Raw genomic sequence first — 17,196 nt, 5'->3', positions numbered from 1 at the left:
CGGCGGCAGCCCTGCAATCGGGCCGGTCAGCCGGCCGCCTTCATCCAGTGCTGCATCGTCGTCACCGAGCGGGCAAGCTGCGGCGCCGGCTGGATTTTTTCGCCGAAGGTGGCCGCGGCGCGCCACGCCCAGCGCGGATCGGCGAGGAAGGCGCGGGCCAAGGCCACCATGTCGGCACGGCCCTCGGCGACGATCGCCTCGGCCTGCTTCGGATCGTCGATCAGGCCGACGGCCCGTGTCGGGATGCCGGCGCCGTTGCGAACGGCTTCCGCCAGATGCACCTGGTAGCCGCGACCTGCCGGCAGCTTCTGCAGGGGCGAATTGCCGCCGCTCGAGCAGCAGAGATAGGCGACGCCCGTTGCCTTCAGCGCCTTGGCCACTTCGATTGCGTCGTCGACGTCGAAGCCGCCATCGACCCATTCCTTGACCGACAGGCGCGCCCCGAGCATCAGCCTGGGCACTGCCTTTCTCACCGCCTTGGCGATCTCGACGACAAAACGCATGCGGTTTTGCAGCGAGCCGCCCCAGCGGTCGGTGCGCTGGTTGGAAAGCGGCGACAGGAACTGGAAGATCAGATAGCCGTGCGCGGCGTGCAATTCGATGAAATCGAAGCCGGCACGTTCGGCCCGCCTTGCCGCCTCGGCGAAGCGTTCGATGATCTGCAGGATCTCCTCATCCTCCAGCGCCCTCGGCACCTGCCAGCCCGTGTCGTAGGCGATTGCCGAGGCCGACACGATCGGCCAAGGGTCCTGATCGGCGTTCAGCGGCCCGCCGCCTTCCCAAGGTTTCTGGTTGGAGGCCTTGCGGCCGGCATGGGCAAGCTGCGTGCCGAACCTGGTGCCGGGAGCAGCGACGCGCTTGGCCGCATCCAGCGCGCGCCGGGCGGCCGCCTCGTTGTCGTCGGAATAAAGGCCGAGGCAGCCATGCGAGATGCGGCCGCGCCGCTCGACGTCGGTCATCTCGACGGTGACCATGCCGGCGCCGGACATCGCCAGGTTCATCCAGTGGTACAGGTGCCAGTCGCTGGCCGAGCCGTCTTCGGCGGAATACTGGCACATCGGCGCCACCGCAATGCGGTTGGGAAAGGTCAGGCCGTCAAGCGTGATCGGCTGGAAAAGGGAAGGGGTCATCAGGAAACTCCGGGGAGGGGCTGTCGCTATTTAGGCAATGGATTGCGCCCGCGCCATACACGAGGCGGTGAAGCGCGCCTCTGCTGGATGAAGCCGCGATCCTTCGCTGAAGCGATTGCCCTGAATTGCTGTCGGGATTGCGCAAAGGCTGGATCACCGCTACGCCTCGCCGGCAACACGGAGTTCACCATGGAAGACCGCATTCGCATCCGTTCGGAGGAAGTCCTTTCCGATGACTGGGCCGTCCTGAAAAAGACCGTCCTCGACTATCGCCGGCGCGACGGGCAATGGGAGACGCAGACCCGCCAGACTTACGATCGCGGCGACGGCGCGGTGATCCTGCCTTACGACCCCGAGCGCTCGACGGTTCTGCTCGTGCGGCAGTTCCGCTACGCGGCCTACGCCACCGGCCACCGCGAGCCGCTGATCGAGGCCTGCGCCGGCCTGCTCGATGAACATGATCCCGAAACCTGCATCCGCAAGGAGGCGGAAGAGGAACTCGGCTATAGGCTGAAGGACGTCGAACGGCTGTTTTCGCCCTTCATGAGCCCCGGCAGCGTGACCGAGCGGCTCTGGTTTTTCGTCGCCCGCTATTCGCCGACCGACCGCATCTCCGACGGCGGCGGCGCGCCGGACGAAGGCGAAGACATCGAGGTCCTGGAAATGCCGCTCGACGAGGCGCTGGCCGGCATCCACGACGGCAGCATCATCGACGCCAAGACCATCATCCTGATCCAGCATCTGAAGCTGAACCCGATCCGGGTGTGATCCAAGCCGGAACCTGCATGCGCCAGCGCGGTGGCGCCGGCGTTGCTGGTGCGGACGACGGGAATCGAACCCGTACGATCAGAGATCGAGGGATTTTAAGTCCGATGTGAGGTGGTGCGAGCGACGGGGATCGAACCCGTAAGCCATTGTAGTGGCGGCAGATTTTAAGTCTGCTGAGTTTACCAGTTTCTCCACGCTCGCTGGCACAGTTGGCCCTGTTTGGCACAGCCGTGGCACTGTGTCACGAAGGTTTCTCAGCAGGATTGGCACGGGCAAACTTGGTGCGCTGCTGCGGTGCAGAACCTTTTGATGGCGGAGCGAGGCGCCCGCCTCTGTCCTGCCGGACATCTCCCCCACTTGGGGGGGGATCGGCAGCTTCGCGGACAGCGTCCTTTTTTGCCAGGTTGGTGTTGGCGAAATCAGTGATGAAGGCCGATCTCCCCCCTCGTGGGGGAGATGTCCGGCAGGACAGAGGGGGGCGCGAAGGATCGCTACGGAGCGCTTTTTCTGAGCCGCTGCGATCTTCGGCTGATGTCACGGAATGGATCCCAGGGTCTGCGCCGCGTCGCTTCGCTCCTTGCTTGCCCTAGGATGACGAAGGCGCGGGAGCTTACGGCTAATCGCAGACGTTGGAGATTGGCGGCTGCGGGCCGGTCGGCAGCGACTTGGTAAGAAAGCCACCTTGGCGGCAGGTCCGTGGCGCAAATCAGCGCCGTGCCGAAATGCACGGCCTAGCTGCCGCGACCTGGCCAGTGGCAATCCCCTCCGGCGCGGGCATTCAAACAAGATCGCCGGAACCATTTCGGAGCGGCTGAGTTTCGGGCTAAAGCTACTGGAACCCCTGACATGGCAGAGTTTGACACAGGACAAGGGAAGTCTGTTGCCAACGCGGTACGGCAATTGCTGCGTTCCGAAGACTATCGCCGGCATTTACACGGCGTGCTGAATCTTGCCGTCGACCCACGACTGCCCAGCACCTTTGTCCCATTGCTTGAGGCGCTTGATCAGGCCGGGCGGGAACTGTTTTCGCATTCCCGGAGCCCAAACGAGCGATAACCGAGAAAACGCGCCAATCTTCTCCTGCACCCGCTAATCTCTCCTGCACCCCATGACTCAACGCTACGACACTGAGAAGACACCTGAAGGCACATGGGACATCATCGATGTGTTCACGGGGCAGCCGGTTGTCGAGGTCGGCGTCCCGTTGATCGACATGCCGATCGAAGAGGCCGACGATCTGGTCGAGCTTCTCAACTGCCGCGACAGGGAACAACGGGGCGATACTTGAGCGCCCGTTTTCCTGATCGAAACTCCCGAACAAGCTGATTTGCCGCAACCGGACTCGTCTTCCGGTTGAGGCATTTTGTCGTGGATGGCGCCTCGCAGCTCCGCCGAGGGCGCCTCCTGCATCGAGAGGGAAGACCGCGTAGCCGCACACGACCCACAAGTTCCCCGCTGGTCAAAATCCGCGCGGCTTGGCACAGTCGGGAAAACAGGAGTCTCCTCATGGCGAAGACCGCGCGTGCGACGAAACCAAAACCCTGGGCCGAGGCGGCGACGCATCTGGTCGACGTCGCCATGGGCAGGAGGCCCGCCGATCTCGTCATCCGCAACGGGCGCTGGGTCAACGTTCATTCCGGCGAGATCATCGCCGGCACCGACATTGCCATTGCCGGCGGCCGTTTCGCCTATTGCGGGCCGAATGCCGGTCACGCCATCGGCCAGGGCACCAAGGTGGTCGACGCCGGCGGGCGCTATCTGGTGCCGGGCCTTTGCGACGCGCACATGCATGTCGAGAGCGGCATGGTGACGGTAACGGAGTTTTGCCGCGCGGTCATCCCGCATGGCACCACCTCGATGTTCATCGACCCGCACGAGATCGCCAACGTGCTCGGCCTGCCGGGTGTGCGGCTGATGCATGACGAGGCGGTCGCCATGCCGATCAACGTCCTTGTGCAGATGCCGTCCTGCGTGCCTTCCGCACCTGGGCTGGAGCATGCCGGCGCCGAGCTGACGGTTGCCGATGTGGCCGAGGCGATGGGCTGGGAAAACATCATCGGACTTGGCGAGGTGATGAACTTTCCCGGTGTCGCTGCCAACGATCCGGTGATGGCCGGCGAGATCGCCGCGACGGTGAGGGCGGGCAAGACCGTCGGCGGCCATTATGCCTCGCGCGATCTCGGCCTGCCGTTCCACGGCTACGTCGCCGGCGGCCCCGAGGACGACCACGAAGGCACGCGCGCCGAGGACGCCATCGCCCGCGTCCGCCAGGGCATGAAGGCAATGCTGAGGCTGGGCTCGGCATGGTACGACGTTGCCTCGCAGATCAAGGCGGTGACGGAGAGCGGGCTCGATCCGCGCAACTTCATCCTGTGCACCGACGACAGCCATTCCGGGACGCTCGTCCATGAAGGCCATATGGACCGGGTGGTCCGCCACGCCATCAGCCAAGGGGTGAAGCCGGTGACCGCGATCCAGATGGCGACGCTCAACACCGCCCAGCATTTCAGGCTGGAGCGCGAGCTGGGTTCGATCGCGCCGGGGCGGCTCGCCGATCTGCTGATCGTCTCCGATCTGGCCGCAATGACCATCGACGAAGTCTATGGCCGCGGCGTCAGGCTGGCCAAGGGCGGCAAGCTCGACATCGACATTCCGGCATATGACTATCCGAAGACGGCAAAGAACACCGTCAAGCTCGGCAAGAAGCTCAAACCGGGGGATTTCGACATCGTGGCGCCTGTCGGCGCCAACGAAATTCGGGTGCGGGTCATCGGCGTGATCGAGAACCAGGCGCCGACGCGGGCGCTCGAGGCCGATCTTCCGGTCGAGGACGGGCTGGTCGCCATGGACCGTCGCAACGACGTCTGCCAGATCGCGCTGGTCGAGCGCCACCGCGGCACGGGAGGCGTCACCAACGCCTTCGTCTCCGGCTTCGGCTATATGAGCGACTGCGCCATGGCCTCCAGCGTGGCGCATGATGCGCACCACATCATCGTCGTCGGCACCAGCAAGCAGGACATGGCATTGGCGGTCAACCGGCTGGGCGAGGTCGGCGGCGGCGTCGTGCTGTTCTCCAGGGGCAAGGAACTGGCGCTGGTCGAAATGCCGATCGCCGGCCTGATGTCGGACGAGCGCGCCGAAATCGTCGCCGCCAAGGCCGACAAGCTGACCGAGGCAATGCGTCAGATGGGCTGCTCGCTGAACAACGCCTACATGCAGCACTCGCTGCTGGCGCTGGTCGTCATCCCGGAACTGAGGATTTCGGATGTCGGCCTGATCGATGTGACGACGTTCCAGAAGGTCGAACTGTTCGTCTGACAACGACCAAGGGCGTGTCCGCTCCTCATCCGCCGGTGGCGATGGTCAGCACCTTGAACGGCGTGGTGATGACGATCTCGGCGACGGAGCCGACGGCCTTGCCGATGCCCTGGCCGAGATTGTCGATCGGCCGCGCCGGATCGACCTCGTCTGATGCCAGGCCAGCCGGGGCGCGCAGCCGGTCACCGAGCAGTTGCACCAGGAACGGGTTGTCGGCGAATTTGGCGTGGTTCAGGCGGTCGCCGCCTTTGGTCTTGCTCAGGTCGACCACCGACACGCCATAGCTGGCGAGGTCGGCCGCGTCGCCATAGTCGCCGACGCGCGGCTTGTCGCCGGAGATCAGCGAGGACAGCCTCAGGGCGCGATCGTCGCCCGAAAGCAGGATGGCGAAAGGCTTGTCGGGCTTGCCGTAACGGATCATCTGCTTCTTGAATACATCGACATCGATGTCGGGCGAGGCCAGGATGACATAGCCGAGCTTGTCGCCGAGATCACGGTCGCCCGTGATGGCAAGCTGGCGCAGCGCCTCCATCGTCACCCAGGTGCCCATCGAATGAGCGATGATGTCGATGCTCTTGGCCTTCGTCTTGGCCAGCATCCGCAACGTCTCTTCGAGATCGTCGCGCGCCGCGTTGGCGCTTTCCTTGTCGTAGATATAGCCCGTGGTCTTGCCGCTCGACGCCCATGAGAACAGCACCGGCGTGCCGGAGTATTTGGTGTCGTGCGCGATCTGCGTCAGCCGGTAGATGCCGTCGTCGAAACCGTTGTTGAAGCCGTGCACGAAAACCAGAGCGCGGTCGCCGCGCATGGCGATGTCGGCGCCGACCGCTTGGCGAATTGCGGGGCGCCTTCGTAGAATTCGACCTCGGTTGCCGTGAAGTCCTTCGTCGGGTTGCTGTTGGCGGAGCCCCTGACCCGCTCGATGGCGCCGACCTGATGGGTTTTCGGGACGGTGACTTCGACACTGGCAAAACTGGTGGTCGGTGAACGGTCACCGTCGAACACCTGCCGCGGGTCCTTCGTCGCCTTTTTTCGGGTGGTGGCGACGAAGATCTCATGCGTGGCGGCGATGTCGGAGGCAGGCACCGTCACGGTCGTCGTGTTGAGAAGGTCGTGTGTCTTGCGGCCGGCGCAGCCGGTCACCGCGAGCGCAAACGCTACGACGAGAAAAGTCTTCGAACGCACCTCACTGCCCGAGCAGGCTGATGCGGTCGGTCACCTCGCGGTCGCTGGCAAATCCGTCATCCTCGCGCAGCCGCTGGCCGATCATCTTCACCAGCTCGGGGTTGTCGGCAAATTTGGTGTGGTTGAAGCGATCCGATCCCTTGACGCTGGAGAGATCGACCACGCTCACGCCATAGTCGGCGAGGTCGGCGGCGTCCTTGTAATCGCCGACCCGCGGCCGCGAGCCGGCGATCAGGCCGGAGAGCCGCAGCGCCCGGTCGTCGTCGGACAGCAGAAGGATGAATGGCTTGTTCGGCTTGCCGTAGCGGCGCATCTGGCTCTTGAACACGTCGACATCGATGTCGGGCGAGGCCAGCACGACGTCGCCGAGCTTGCCGCTGAGATCGCGGTCGCCATTGATGGCGAGCTGGCGCAGCGCTTCCATGGTAACCCAGGTCCCCAGCGAATGGGCGACGATGTCGATGCGCCGCGCGCCGGTCTGCGAGAGCATTCTCAGCGTGACTTCCAGTTGGTCGCGGGCAGCACTGGCGCTTTCCCTGTCATAGACATAGTCCCGGGTCTTGGCGCCCGATGCCCAGGAAAACAGCACCGGCGTGCCCGGGTAGCCGGAATCATGGGCGATCTGGGTGACGCGGTAGACGGCAGCGTCGAAGCCGGTGTTGTAGCCATGGACGAAAAGCATGACGCGGCCGCCGCGCGCGGCGATGTCGGCACTGAGCGCGTTGGAGAATTTCGGCGCGGTGTCGTAGCCGACGACGTCGGAGGCCATGAAATATTTGGCAGGGTCGTTCGACTTGCCGCGTGAGCGCCGCTCGATCTGACCGGCTTCGTGGGTCCCCGGCACGGTGACGTTGACGCGGGCATAGTTCAGCGTGGCCGAGCGCTCGCGGTCGAAAACCTTGCTGGGATCGTCGGAGCGCTTGCGCGTCGTGGCGATGAAGATGCTGTGGTTGCCGGCGATATCGGTCACCGGCGCCGACACCATGGCGCTGCCGAGCAGTTCCTCGGTCTGCCGGCCGCCACAGCCGGCAACGAGCAAGGCAAGGACAAGGATACAAATCTTCTTCAACTCTAGAATTCCACTCCGGCCGAAAGGCTTGATCCAACCTCCGCGACCCCTCCCGGACAGCCGAAGTGCGGCAGAAGTAAGTCGTTTCCTGCCGAAATGCGCTCAGCGGCTTGCGACAGTCATCGCACTGTTGCGCGAAAGCCAGAACGATTGCCCTGATCAAACACGTACGGCGTGTGCTAGCTTCGCGAACACCACAGACGATCCGGGGTAATTTTTTCGATGACTAGTTTCTCTTCCCGCGTCGCGGTCGCCGCTGCCGCGATCCGCCAGATCTTCCCGGAAACACCGCTGCAGGAAAACGATTATCTGTCGAAGAAGACCGGCGCGCGCGTGCTGCTGAAGCGCGAGGATCTGTCGCCGGTGCGCTCCTACAAGATCAGGGGCGCCTTCAATTTCTTCCGCAAGTCGCTCGCGGCCGGCAACGATGCCGAGCTGTTCGTCTGCGCTTCCGCCGGCAACCACGCCCAGGGCTTTGCCTTCGTCTGCCGTCATTTCGGCAAGCGAGGCGTGGTGTTCATGCCGGTGACGACGCCGCAGCAGAAGATCGACAAGACGCGGCTGTTCGGCGGCGAATTCGTCGAGATCAGGCTGGTCGGCGACTTTTTCGACGACTGCTACCGCGCCGCCTCCGAATTCACCGAAAGCGCCGGCGCGCACATGGTGCCGCCGTTCGACCACAAGGACATCATCGAGGGGCAGGCGACGGTCGCCTACGAGATATCAGGCCAGATGCCGGGCGCGCGCATGCCCGACATCATCATGCTGCCGGTCGGCGGCGGTGGCTTGGCTGCGGGTGTGACGCATTATTTCGCCGACCAGCGCCGCGACACGCGCTTCGTCTTCTGCGAGCCGGCCGGTGCGCCAAGCCTGCGCGAGAGCCTCGCCACCGGCAAGCGCATCAAGCTTGCCAGGGTCGACAATTTCGTCGATGGCGCGGCGGTGGCCGAGATCGGCCGCGAGCCGTTGCGGCATCTCAGGGACTTTGCCACCGAGGCCGTGCGGCTGATCCCGGAAAACCGGCTTTGCGCGACCATGATCGAGATGCTGAATGTCGAAGGCGTGGTGCTGGAGCCGGCCGGCGCATTGGCGATCGACGCGCTGAAGGATTTTTCGAAGAAGGAAATCAGGGGCAAGACCATCGTCGCGGTGGTTTCGGGCGGCAATTTCGACTTCGAGCGGCTGCCGGACGTGAAGGAAAGGGCGCTGCGTTTCGAGGGGCTGAAAAAGTATTTCATCATCCGCTTTCCGCAGCGGCCGGGCGCGCTGCGCGACTTCCTCGAATTGCTCGGTCCCGACGACGACATTGCCCGCTTCGAATATCTGAAGAAATCGGCGCGCAATTTCGGCTCGGTGCTGATCGGCATCGAAACCAAGGACCGCCGCAATTTCGAGCTGCTCAACGCCAATTTCGAGGCCGAGGGCGTCCAGTATCAGGACATCACCGACAACGAGACGCTGGCCGGGTTCATCATATGAGCGCCCAGGCGAAGATTTTCGTTGCGCTGTTTTCCGGCATCAATGTCGGCGGCAACCGCATCGTCAAGATGGCGGACTTGCGGTCGTTCTTCGAGGAACTCGGCTTTGGCGACGTCGCCAGCTATGTGCAGAGCGGCAATGTCGTGTTCCGTTCGGCAAAGGGCGACGCGGCCACGCTGGCCAAACAGATGGAAGCGGCCTTCGAGAAGAAATGGGGATTTCACTCGCGCATCATGGTGCGCGATCTCGGCTGGTTCGAGCGGCTGGTGGCGGAAAATCCCTATCCAGAAGTCGCCGGGGAACCGACGAAGCTTCACGCCTATGTGCTGGAGCGCCCGCCGACCGCCGACGAGGTCGCGCGGCTGGCCGAAAAATGCACCGGTCCCGAACGGTTCGAGATCAGGGGCGACGTGCTTTACCTGCACGCACCGGAAGGCCTCGGCAAATCGGTATTTGCCAACCTCATCCCTCGCACGCTGAAAGTGCCCGCCACCGCGCGCAACTGGCGCACGGTGCTGATGCTGCTGGCGATGGCCGGCCGCAATGGCGGAGCGTAGTCGCCTACGCTGCCGAAGCCTTTCTCCAATCGAAGGTCAGCTCTTCGCGGAAAGCGAAGCGTTTGATGTGGTCGGCGACGACCGTCTCCAGGCGCTCCAGCGAGCCGGCTTCGTCGGCGGTCACCGCGATATGCAGCGCTGCCGGGTCGGCATCGAGAACCGTGCGGCCCAGTGAGAGATCGATCGTGCCGTGGCTCGGATCGAACGCGACGGGAAACTTGTGCGCCCAGTGCTTGCAGAGCTGCTGCAGATAGCGGCTCGCATGTTCAGTGACGACAGTGGCATTGCTGGTCGGCATGAATGGATTCTTCCCTAATGTCGCTGGTTACCAGCTTCCAGAGTTCGGCATCGACGCCCAGGGCTCGGCCTTGGCCTTGGCCGGGCCTTTCTGCAAAAGCTCGATCGAGATGCCGTCCGGCGATTTGACGAAGGCCATGTTGCCGTCGCGCGGCGGCCGGTTGATGGTGACGCCCTTGTCCATCAGATGCTGGCAGGTGGCGTAGATGTCGTCGACCTCGTAGGCGAGGTGGCCGAAGTTGCGGCCGCCCTTGTAGTCTTCCGGATCCCAATTGTAGGTGAGCTCGATCAGCGGCGCCTTGTCGGTGATGCCGCTTTGCTCGTCTTCGTCCGCTGCAAGGAAGATCAACGTGTAGCGCCCCTGTTCGTTTTCGTGGCGGCGCACTTCCTTGAGGCCAAGCTTGTTGCAGTAGAAATCGAGCGAGGCATCGATGTCGGCGACACGGACCATGGTGTGGAGGTAGCGCATGTGATTTTCCTCGAAATGTTGCTTTGCGGCGGAACATAGGGGCCACCCGGCCAAAGGGCAATTCCCGATAGCCGCTCCTGCCGGCAAACAACAAATCCGGTATTCCCGCAATGAACCGTGAAAAAACGCAGCTCAGGTCTTGCATACACCGGAAACGGAAGTGTTAATCTAACGTCAAGAATCAGTTGCGGTATTCTTGGAAAAAGGGGGGCGTTGTTATGGGGGAAAAAGCCTCTTTCATGGGGCGGGACGGAACCGGTCACGACGCCTTGCAAAGAGACGAGAGCGGCGACACGGCCGGTCTTGTCGAGATTGCTGGCGCTATCAAATGGTTCGACGTGGCCAAGGGTTACGGTTTCATTCTTCCCGATGACGGCTCTTCCGGCGATATTCTCCTCCATGTGACCTGTCTTCGAAAAGACGGTTTCCAGACCGCCTTGGAAGGTGCGCGCGTCGTCTGCCTGGTCAAGCAAGGTGAGCGCGGATTGCAGGCGTTCCGCGTGCTCTCCATGGATCTCACCACGGCGACCCATCCGGCGGAGATGCAGGAGCAGCGCACCCACGTCTCGGTGACGCCGGAAAGCGGCCTCGAACGGGCGCTGGTGAAATGGTTCAACCGCACCAAGGGGTTCGGTTTCCTGACCCGGGGCGAGGGCACCGAGGACATTTTCGTCCACATGGAGACGCTGCGCCGTTACGGTATTACCGAGCTCAGGCCGGGGCAGGTCGTGCTGGTCCGCTTCGGGCGCGGCGACAAAGGCCTTATGGCTGCCGAAATTCACCCGGATATGGGTACCTTGCCCGTCTCGCATTAGGGTGCGTTGATATTCAGGCCTTACTCAGATCTTTTCGAACGTTTGCGCTGCCCCTCACCTGCCTGCCGGCATCCTCTCCCCGTATAGTGACGGGGAGAGGGGCGCTNCTATACGGGGAGAAGTGCCCGGCAGGGCGATGAGGGGCAGCGCTGAGATCAACAATTGGTGGGTCGCAAGCGCAGGGAACTATATACAGGCTGGAACCACCTGAATTTCAACATACCTAGGACGATGGCCGAGGAGTCTGAATGACTTACAGGAACTGGCTGACAACGGGCGTAGTCTGCGCCGCGATCGCCTTTGTCATCGCCACAGGCGCTTTCTTCCATTCGCAGCAACCGGCTTCGGCAGACAGCCGGGCGATGATCCTTGCCGTCGACCCGCAGCCGCTGGTCGCGGTGACGAAAGGCGGCGAACGCTCTTTCTCCGTCGAAATCGCCGACACCTCGGCCGAGCGCGAGGCTGGCCTGATGTTTCGCGAGGAGATGGCCGACGATCATGGCATGCTGTTCGTGTTCGAGGAGGCTCGGGATGTCAGCTTCTGGATGAAGAACACGCCGATGCCGCTCGACCTGATCTTTGTCGGTCAGGACGGCAGAATCCGGGCGATCAAGCAAGGCGAGCCGCAATCCGAGGCGATGATCTCGCCCGGCGAGCCGGTTCGCTTCGTGCTCGAGCTCAAGGCGGGCACGGCCGCCAGGAGCAGCATCGAGGACGGCGACCTGTTGCGTCACCCGGCAATCGGCACTGCGCACAACTGAACGCGCAGGATCCATCGCAGATGCAGTTTTTCGCCCATGACGGTTTTGACCTTGCCTTCCTCGACCGCCAGCCGGCATCGGGGCAGGGCGATCCGGTGCTCATGATCCATGGCTTTGCCTCGACCCATTACGTCAACTGGGTGTCGCCCGGCTGGTTCAAGGCGCTGAACGATGCCGGCTACCGCGCCATCGCCTTCGACAATCGCGGCCACGGCGCCTCGTCGAAGAGCTATCAGGACGCCGATTATACGCCGGCAAGGATGGCGTCCGACGGGGCAGCGTTGCTGAACCATCTCGGCATCGAACGCGCCCATGTCATGGGCTATTCGATGGGCGCGCGGATTTCCGCGTTCCTGGCGCTTTCCGACCCGGATAAGGTGGCGACGCTGGTCTTCGGCGGTCTCGGCGTCGGCATGGTCGACGGCGTCGGCGACTGGGACCCGATCGCCGCCGCCCTTCTGGCCGACGATCCAGATAGCACCAGCCATCCACGCGGCCGCTCGTTTCGCGCCTTCGCCGACCAGACCCGGAGCGACCGCCGGGCGCTGGCCGCCTGCATTGCCACCTCGCGGGAATTGCTGGCCGAGGCCGACATTGCGCGCATTGCCCAGCCGACGTTGATTGCCGTCGGCACCAAGGACGATATCGGCGGTTCGCCCGACGAACTGGCCGCCTTGATGCCGAACGCCAGGGCTTTCCATATCGAGGGCCGCGACCACATGCTGGCCGTCGGCGACAAGTCCTTCAAGCAGCGGGTGCTGGAGTTTTATGCCGATAATCCGCTGTGAGTACATCGGTGGTTGAGTTGGGGTGACCCAAGGCCGGCATCAAAGGTGCTGCACCCGCAGCAGCGCTCATGCCCCGAGGGTTTCGAGCGAACGCGCCATGTTTTGCCGAGCCTGAGCCTCGAACCGCTGCCGGAACTCCTCGGTGTAGAAGATGTGCGGGCGGGCGAGGAAGCCCTTCAGGACAGCACTGCGGCCGGCACGCCACATCGGCTCTTCCACCCAGCCATATTCGCGGCGAACCGCCTGTTCATAGGCGTCGAACGCATCAGGCGGCGCCCCCAGGATCGCCAGGTCCATGTCGAGGAACAGCGCTGCGTCGCGGGCGGCATTTTCGTCGTCAAACTGCGGTAACTCATGAGTGGCGGTGGCTGATATCATCGTCGTGATGCGGCCAAGGCGCTGCGCATCGGTGCGGCCGGCGAGCTTTTTCTCGGCAAGGACGGCACTCCTCGCCTCGTTGTCCTTGACCCGGCTGTTATAGATGGCGTCGTGGAACCAGATCGCCGCTTCGACCGCCTTGGGATCGTGCAACGATGCCCGATAGTGGCCGGCCAGCGCCAGCATCGCCTCGATATGGCCGAGGTTGTGATAGTGACGACCCTCCGCCTCATAGAGCGTGGAAAGCTCGCGCTTCAGCGGCTCGTCGATCAAGGCTTGGTCTTCCATCGCCGCTTGAATTTCCGTGAACCAAATCCATTTGACAAAGCACTAAGGAAAATTGAGTTCAACCGTGCTATGATCTGGCTTATAGAGCATGTCGCGCAAAAGTGCGCAGCGGTTTTGGTGCCAAGCCGGAGACATTAGGCCGGAGACCATTGATGAACAGCGTTACGATTGCCCGCCCGACCATGGTGAAGCCGATCGACCCGATCTGGCGCTCGATCCGCGACGAAGCGATGGAGGCGGTCAACCGCGATCCGCTGCTGGCGGCGTTCCTCTATTCGACCATCCTCAACCAGGAAAGCCTGGAGGAAGCGGTCATCCATCGGCTGGCCGAGCGGCTCGCCCATCAGGATATCGGTTCCGATCTCATCCGCCAGACATTCAAGGCGATGGCAGCCGACGACAAGGATTGGGCGTCGACGGTGCGTGTCGACATTCAGGCCTACTACGACCGCGATCCGGCCTGCGACCGCTTCATCATGCCGGTGCTCTATTTCAAGGGTTTTCATGCCATCCAGACGCACCGGCTGGCGCATTGGCTGTGGAACCAGGGCCGCCAGGATTTCGCGCTCTACCTGCAGAGCCGGTCGTCCTCGGTGTTCCAGACTGACATCAACCCGGCCGCCCGCATCGGCAAGGGCATCTTCCTCGACCACGCCACCGGCCTCGTCGTCGGCCAGACGGCGGTGATCGAGGACGACGTGTCGATCCTGCACGGCGTGACGCTGGGCGGCACCGGCAAAGCCGGCGGCGACCGCCATCCAAAAATCCGCTACGGCGTGCTGATCGGCGCCGGCGCCAAGATCCTCGGCAACATCGAAGTCGGCCATTGCTCCAAAATCGCGGCAGGCTCGGTGGTGCTGTCGCCGGTGCCGCATAACAAGACGGTTGCCGGCGTGCCGGCCCGCGTCGTCGGCGAGACCGGCTGCGACCGGCCCTCGCGGCAGATGGACCAGCTTTTGCCGTCGCAGTCGATGGACCACGTCGTCAGCTTCGATATTTGAGCGCTCGGGCAGGGGCCCTTTGCAAAGGCGTCTTTCTCCCGTCACTATACGGGGAGAAATGCCCGGCAGGGCAATGAGGGGCAGCGTAAACCTCAAGCGATTGCCCTGTCTCTCTCGCCGGCTTGCCTTTACATCGCCATTGTCGACGTGCCAGAAGCGCGCTCAAACGAGCAAGACCGACGATCGGAGAAGACTTTTGAAGCCGGACGAAATCAGAAAGCTGGACGCCTATTTCAAGCGCGTCTTCCAGAACCCTAAGCTTGAAGTGAAGGCGCGGCCGCGCAAGGATGATTCGGCCGAGGTCTACGTCGGCGACGAATTCCTCGGCATCGTCTTCAAGGACGAGGACGACGGCGACTATAATTTCTCGATGGCGATCCTCGACATCGACCTCGCCTGAGCCGGGAGGCGATCGGTGCCGGCCGACCTTGAGCCAGCTTGCTCGCCGCACCCTCTTCTTCAACGTTGGCGATTGGCGAAAGAAGAACGAATAGCCAATCTCCCCCCTTGAGGGGGAGATGCCCGGTAGGGCAGAGGGGGGTGCTGGGGGGTGCTGTCCCGCCGACGTCGCGCAAATTTCTGCGCTGCTGCGCGATCAAAAGTCACTGAGCAGATTCTCGCACGGTTCGCTTCATCATCATCCTAATGCCCGGCCTTCAGCATACGCGCAGCCTTGGCGGCGATGGCTGCGTCGAGCGCCTGCCAGTCGCCCAGAAATTCCATGGGAAAGCGGTAGGTGAGGCTGAGATTGTCGCCGACCAGAATGTCGCGTTCGCAGGGCGCCAGCGATTGCGCAGCACTTGGGCCGCTCAGGCAGCGGGCCACGAACGGGTCCTTGCCCCGGCGATTGCCGACCGCCAGCACCTCGTTGAAATAGCCCGATTTTTCATTGAAGCCGTAAAGCGTCGTGCCGCCCGGACCGGGCGTGCCGGGCTCGACGATCAGGGCGCTGTAGATCGGCGCGAAGCGGCCGCTCATGTCACGCGACATGACCTGTCGTTCAAACGACAGAAAAATGATGCTCTTGCTGGGTCCAGTGTGGTTGAAATCGTCGCGGGCCGCCTCGCTGTAGCCGTCCATTTCGGGATAACGCAGATAGAGGTCGAGGCGCGAGGCGATGCCGTCGCGCCGCGCCTGGTCGAAGCGGATGACATTGGCCGGCACGGCGATAACGTTGTTGCCGATCACCACCTCGTGGACTGTCGTGTCGTCGGTATATCCGGCCATGGCGATTGAGCGGCCCAACCATTTGCCGCCAAGGCTGATCGTCATCGAAAGCACTGCCAGCGCAGCGAACACGTAGAACACCCGCTTCATCAGCTTGGAATCGACGACGGTGAGTTGCGGACCGTTGGCGGTGGCTGCCTGCTTCATCGCGATCCCCGATTATCGGCAGCCTGTCTCAATGTGTCTGTTCCCTTGGGCTGTCCTTGAGCGACCCATGTGCGTGGCACGGCTCTTGCGGCACGCCTGTCGAAACACGACTGTGCGATTTCATGGTAAATGGAAGGTGAAGATAGGTCCGGTTGGACACACACTCGTTGCTTTTAGTGTTGCCTGACGGCGCTGATCTCTTGCGGTTGCACGGCGACGATCTTTGGCGTTGGCGTCGTGCTGATCGACATTGCATCCCAGGCAGGCACTCACCTAGGGTCGACCGATCTTTCAGCCTGAGACGATTCGGAGGAGAAACATGCCGCTCTATGCGATCGATGGAAAAGCCCCCGGTTTCGAGGACGCCGACAGCAACTGGATCGCGCCCGACGCTACCCTGATCGGCGACATACAGATCGGCCGCAACGCGGGCTTCTGGTTCGGCGTCGTCATCCGCGGCGACGACGAGCCGATCATCATCGGCGCCGATACCAATGTGCAGGAACACACGGTCATGCATACAGATGTCGGTTTTCCCCTGACCATCGGGCAAGGCTGCACGATCGGCCATCGCGCCTTGCTGCATGGCTGCACGATCGGCGACAACAGCCTGATCGGCATGGGCGCCATCGTGCTGAACGGCGCGAAGATCGGCAGGAATTCGCTGGTCGGCGCCGGCGCCCTGGTCACCGAAGGCAAGGAATTCCCCGACTATTCGCTGATCATCGGCTCGCCCGCCCGTTTGGTGCGAACACTGGACGATGCCGCGGTGGCAAGCCTGCGCGCTTCGGCCGCCCACTACGTCGCCAACGGCAAACGTTTCAAGGCGGGGCTGACGAAGACCTGAGGCCAGCCTTGGTCAAATCTTCGGCTATATGGTTCACCGGCATCGTCGCCCAACTCACCGTCCATTGGAGCCGCGCCTGGTCATTGCATCGCGCAGCAACGAAGCGCCGGCTTCAAAGCCGGCATTGTCGGCGTCCTCGAGGGCTGTCGTATAGTCGTCGATGCGGGTTTCGAGCGATGGGTCGGTGCCCGCCGCCAACAGCAGGCGGATGGCATCGACGCTACGGATGGCGACCGCATAGTGAAGCGGCGTCCAGTCGTATACGCCCCGCATGTTCAGGTCTGCGCCCCCATCGATCAGGGTTCGTGCTATTTCCAGTCTGTCAGCCCGGTCGGCGGAGAGTGCCGCAATGATTGCCGGAAAACCGCCGTGGTGGTGATAGTTCGGGTCCGAGCCCGCATCCAGTAAGATCGAGATGAAAGCGGCGGGGCTCCAATAGATCGCATACTCCAGTGGATGCCCAAGGCCGAGTTCAAAGGGCATCTGCTCGTCGAACCAGCCGGGTGAGCCGCCGAGAGCCACACCGAGGGCCTCGAAGTCGCCCGCCTTGAACGCGTCGTCGATGGCCTTGAACAGGCGGTGGCGCTCGCATCGATCTTCCGGGATTTCCAACATCGCAGCGATCCGGAGGTTGAATTGGCCGCCATATTGCTCCCATCCGCCGCTGCCTGA

The 17,196-nt window shown here is 63.0% G+C and carries 19 protein-coding genes, 1 tRNA gene and 1 pseudogene; 11 read left to right on the top strand and 10 right to left on the bottom strand.

Annotated elements, in window-relative coordinates; all coding sequences use genetic code 11:
• Positions 1–26: 26 nt before the first annotated feature.
• Positions 27–1,130: an NADH:flavin oxidoreductase/NADH oxidase gene (locus tag X738_RS52805; protein ID WP_023798196.1), complete on the bottom strand. Its 1,104-nt coding sequence runs from the start codon at positions 1,128–1,130 to the stop codon at positions 27–29.
• 189 nt (positions 1,131–1,319) lie between these two features.
• Between X738_RS52805 and X738_RS52800 the strand changes: the two genes are divergently transcribed.
• Positions 1,320–1,898 carry an NUDIX domain-containing protein gene (locus tag X738_RS52800; RefSeq protein ID WP_023798195.1) on the top strand — a complete coding sequence of 193 codons (579 nt, stop codon included), beginning with the start codon at positions 1,320–1,322 and terminating at the stop codon, positions 1,896–1,898.
• Between the two features lie 112 nt (positions 1,899–2,010).
• On the opposite strand, the gene X738_RS52795 is transcribed toward X738_RS52800, so the two are convergent.
• Positions 2,011–2,099, bottom strand: a tRNA-Leu gene (locus tag X738_RS52795).
• A 729-nt stretch (positions 2,100–2,828) separates the two neighbouring features.
• Positions 2,829–2,984, bottom strand: coding sequence for a hypothetical protein (locus X738_RS84635; protein ID WP_023798194.1), 156 nt, complete (start codon positions 2,982–2,984; stop codon positions 2,829–2,831).
• Between the two features lie 22 nt (positions 2,985–3,006).
• Between X738_RS84635 and X738_RS52790 the strand changes: the two genes are divergently transcribed.
• Together X738_RS52790 and ade are read left to right on the top strand one after the other, a co-directional pair.
• Complete coding sequence (locus X738_RS52790; protein ID WP_023798193.1) at positions 3,007–3,186, top strand: hypothetical protein; 180 nt, start codon at positions 3,007–3,009, stop codon at positions 3,184–3,186.
• A 218-nt stretch (positions 3,187–3,404) separates the two neighbouring features.
• Positions 3,405–5,216: an adenine deaminase gene (gene ade / locus X738_RS52785; RefSeq protein ID WP_023798192.1), complete on the top strand. Its 1,812-nt coding sequence runs from the start codon at positions 3,405–3,407 to the stop codon at positions 5,214–5,216.
• 25 nt (positions 5,217–5,241) lie between these two features.
• On the opposite strand, the pseudogene X738_RS52780 reads toward ade, so the two are convergent.
• Both X738_RS52780 and X738_RS52775 read right to left on the bottom strand, forming a co-directional pair.
• Positions 5,242–6,401, bottom strand: a pseudogene (locus X738_RS52780) (alpha/beta hydrolase).
• Between the two features lies 1 nt (position 6,402).
• Entirely contained in the window at positions 6,403–7,470 is a 1,068-nt protein-coding gene (locus X738_RS52775; RefSeq protein ID WP_023798191.1) for an alpha/beta hydrolase, read from the bottom strand.
• Positions 7,471–7,692: 222 nt separating this feature from the next.
• Between X738_RS52775 and ilvA the strand changes: the two genes are divergently transcribed.
• Together ilvA and X738_RS52765 are read left to right on the top strand one after the other, a co-directional pair.
• On the top strand, positions 7,693–8,949 hold the full coding sequence (gene ilvA, locus X738_RS52770) for a threonine ammonia-lyase IlvA (RefSeq protein ID WP_023798190.1): 1,257 nt from the start codon (positions 7,693–7,695) through the stop codon (positions 8,947–8,949).
• Entirely contained in the window at positions 8,946–9,506 is a 561-nt protein-coding gene (locus tag X738_RS52765; protein WP_023798189.1) for a DUF1697 domain-containing protein, read from the top strand. Before ilvA ends, X738_RS52765 begins: the two co-directional genes overlap by 4 nt.
• A 4-nt stretch (positions 9,507–9,510) precedes the next feature.
• Here the strand turns inward: X738_RS52765 and X738_RS52760 are convergent, their stop codons facing one another.
• Entirely contained in the window at positions 9,511–9,804 is a 294-nt protein-coding gene (locus X738_RS52760; RefSeq protein ID WP_023798188.1) for a DUF2218 domain-containing protein, read from the bottom strand.
• A 27-nt stretch (positions 9,805–9,831) separates the two neighbouring features.
• A complete protein-coding gene (gene gloA / locus X738_RS52755) occupies positions 9,832–10,272 on the bottom strand; it encodes a lactoylglutathione lyase (protein WP_023798187.1) in 441 nt (146 codons plus the stop codon).
• 239 nt (positions 10,273–10,511) lie between these two features.
• Between gloA and X738_RS0141035 the strand changes: the two genes are divergently transcribed.
• The 3 genes from X738_RS0141035 (at position 10,512) to X738_RS52745 (ending at position 12,636) form a co-directional block, all read left to right on the top strand.
• Positions 10,512–11,087: a cold-shock protein gene (locus X738_RS0141035; RefSeq protein ID WP_329608822.1), complete on the top strand. Its 576-nt coding sequence runs from the start codon at positions 10,512–10,514 to the stop codon at positions 11,085–11,087.
• Between the two features lie 248 nt (positions 11,088–11,335).
• The gene (locus tag X738_RS52750; RefSeq protein ID WP_023798186.1) at positions 11,336–11,848 is read left to right on the top strand and encodes a DUF192 domain-containing protein; all 513 of its coding nucleotides are present in this window, start codon (positions 11,336–11,338) and stop codon (positions 11,846–11,848) included.
• Positions 11,849–11,868: 20 nt separating this feature from the next.
• Positions 11,869–12,636, top strand: a complete 768-nt coding sequence (locus tag X738_RS52745; protein ID WP_023798185.1) for an alpha/beta fold hydrolase — start codon at positions 11,869–11,871, stop codon at positions 12,634–12,636.
• Positions 12,637–12,702: 66 nt separating this feature from the next.
• On the opposite strand, the gene X738_RS52740 is transcribed toward X738_RS52745, so the two are convergent.
• Positions 12,703–13,302 (bottom strand): HD domain-containing protein, encoded by a 600-nt coding sequence (locus X738_RS52740; protein WP_023798184.1) that lies wholly within the window; start codon positions 13,300–13,302, stop codon positions 12,703–12,705.
• A gap of 152 nt (positions 13,303–13,454) precedes the next feature.
• On the opposite strand from X738_RS52740, the gene cysE reads away from it, so the two are divergent.
• On the top strand, positions 13,455–14,303 hold the full coding sequence (cysE, locus tag X738_RS52735; protein ID WP_023798183.1) for a serine O-acetyltransferase: 849 nt from the start codon (positions 13,455–13,457) through the stop codon (positions 14,301–14,303).
• A gap of 196 nt (positions 14,304–14,499) precedes the next feature.
• Positions 14,500–14,703 (top strand): DUF3126 family protein, encoded by a 204-nt coding sequence (locus tag X738_RS52730; protein ID WP_013531334.1) that lies wholly within the window; start codon positions 14,500–14,502, stop codon positions 14,701–14,703.
• 242 nt (positions 14,704–14,945) lie between these two features.
• Here X738_RS52730 and X738_RS52725 read toward each other — a convergent pair whose 3' ends face one another.
• A complete protein-coding gene (locus X738_RS52725; protein ID WP_023798182.1) occupies positions 14,946–15,677 on the bottom strand; it encodes a hypothetical protein in 732 nt (243 codons plus the stop codon).
• Between the two features lie 319 nt (positions 15,678–15,996).
• On the opposite strand from X738_RS52725, the gene X738_RS52720 reads away from it, so the two are divergent.
• On the top strand, positions 15,997–16,524 hold the full coding sequence (locus X738_RS52720; RefSeq protein ID WP_023798181.1) for a gamma carbonic anhydrase family protein: 528 nt from the start codon (positions 15,997–15,999) through the stop codon (positions 16,522–16,524).
• A 54-nt stretch (positions 16,525–16,578) separates the two neighbouring features.
• Here the strand turns inward: X738_RS52720 and X738_RS52715 are convergent, their stop codons facing one another.
• Complete coding sequence (locus X738_RS52715; protein WP_023798180.1) at positions 16,579–17,139, bottom strand: ankyrin repeat domain-containing protein; 561 nt, start codon at positions 17,137–17,139, stop codon at positions 16,579–16,581.
• Between the last annotated feature and the right edge of the window lie 57 nt (positions 17,140–17,196).

Origin of the sequence: Mesorhizobium sp. L48C026A00, assembly GCF_000502375.1 — a bacterium.
Taxonomy (GTDB): domain Bacteria; phylum Pseudomonadota; class Alphaproteobacteria; order Rhizobiales; family Rhizobiaceae; genus Mesorhizobium; species Mesorhizobium muleiense.
The sequence above is the reverse complement of the archived record's forward strand: the minus strand, read 5'-3'. Positions and strand labels throughout refer to the sequence as shown.

Excerpts from the sequence above, each read along its gene's own strand:
- X738_RS52805 (WP_023798196.1), bottom strand. The coding sequence starts at position 1,130 with ATGACCCCTTCCCTTTTCCAGCCGATCACGCTTGACGGCCTGACCTTT.
- X738_RS52800 (WP_023798195.1), top strand. The coding sequence starts at position 1,320 with ATGGAAGACCGCATTCGCATCCGTTCGGAGGAAGTCCTTTCCGATGAC.
- X738_RS52790 (WP_023798193.1), top strand. The coding sequence starts at position 3,007 with ATGACTCAACGCTACGACACTGAGAAGACACCTGAAGGCACATGGGAC.
- ade (WP_023798192.1), top strand. The coding sequence starts at position 3,405 with ATGGCGAAGACCGCGCGTGCGACGAAACCAAAACCCTGGGCCGAGGCG.
- ilvA (WP_023798190.1), top strand. The coding sequence starts at position 7,693 with ATGACTAGTTTCTCTTCCCGCGTCGCGGTCGCCGCTGCCGCGATCCGC.
- X738_RS52765 (WP_023798189.1), top strand. The coding sequence starts at position 8,946 with ATGAGCGCCCAGGCGAAGATTTTCGTTGCGCTGTTTTCCGGCATCAAT.
- X738_RS52760 (WP_023798188.1), bottom strand. The coding sequence starts at position 9,804 with ATGCCGACCAGCAATGCCACTGTCGTCACTGAACATGCGAGCCGCTAT.
- gloA (WP_023798187.1), bottom strand. The coding sequence starts at position 10,272 with ATGCGCTACCTCCACACCATGGTCCGTGTCGCCGACATCGATGCCTCG.
- X738_RS0141035 (WP_329608822.1), top strand. The coding sequence starts at position 10,512 with ATGGGGCGGGACGGAACCGGTCACGACGCCTTGCAAAGAGACGAGAGC.
- X738_RS52750 (WP_023798186.1), top strand. The coding sequence starts at position 11,336 with ATGACTTACAGGAACTGGCTGACAACGGGCGTAGTCTGCGCCGCGATC.
- X738_RS52745 (WP_023798185.1), top strand. The coding sequence starts at position 11,869 with ATGCAGTTTTTCGCCCATGACGGTTTTGACCTTGCCTTCCTCGACCGC.
- X738_RS52740 (WP_023798184.1), bottom strand. The coding sequence starts at position 13,302 with ATGGAAGACCAAGCCTTGATCGACGAGCCGCTGAAGCGCGAGCTTTCC.
- cysE (WP_023798183.1), top strand. The coding sequence starts at position 13,455 with ATGAACAGCGTTACGATTGCCCGCCCGACCATGGTGAAGCCGATCGAC.
- X738_RS52725 (WP_023798182.1), bottom strand. The coding sequence starts at position 15,677 with ATGAAGCAGGCAGCCACCGCCAACGGTCCGCAACTCACCGTCGTCGAT.
- X738_RS52720 (WP_023798181.1), top strand. The coding sequence starts at position 15,997 with ATGCCGCTCTATGCGATCGATGGAAAAGCCCCCGGTTTCGAGGACGCC.
- X738_RS52715 (WP_023798180.1), bottom strand. The coding sequence starts at position 17,139 with ATGTTGGAAATCCCGGAAGATCGATGCGAGCGCCACCGCCTGTTCAAG.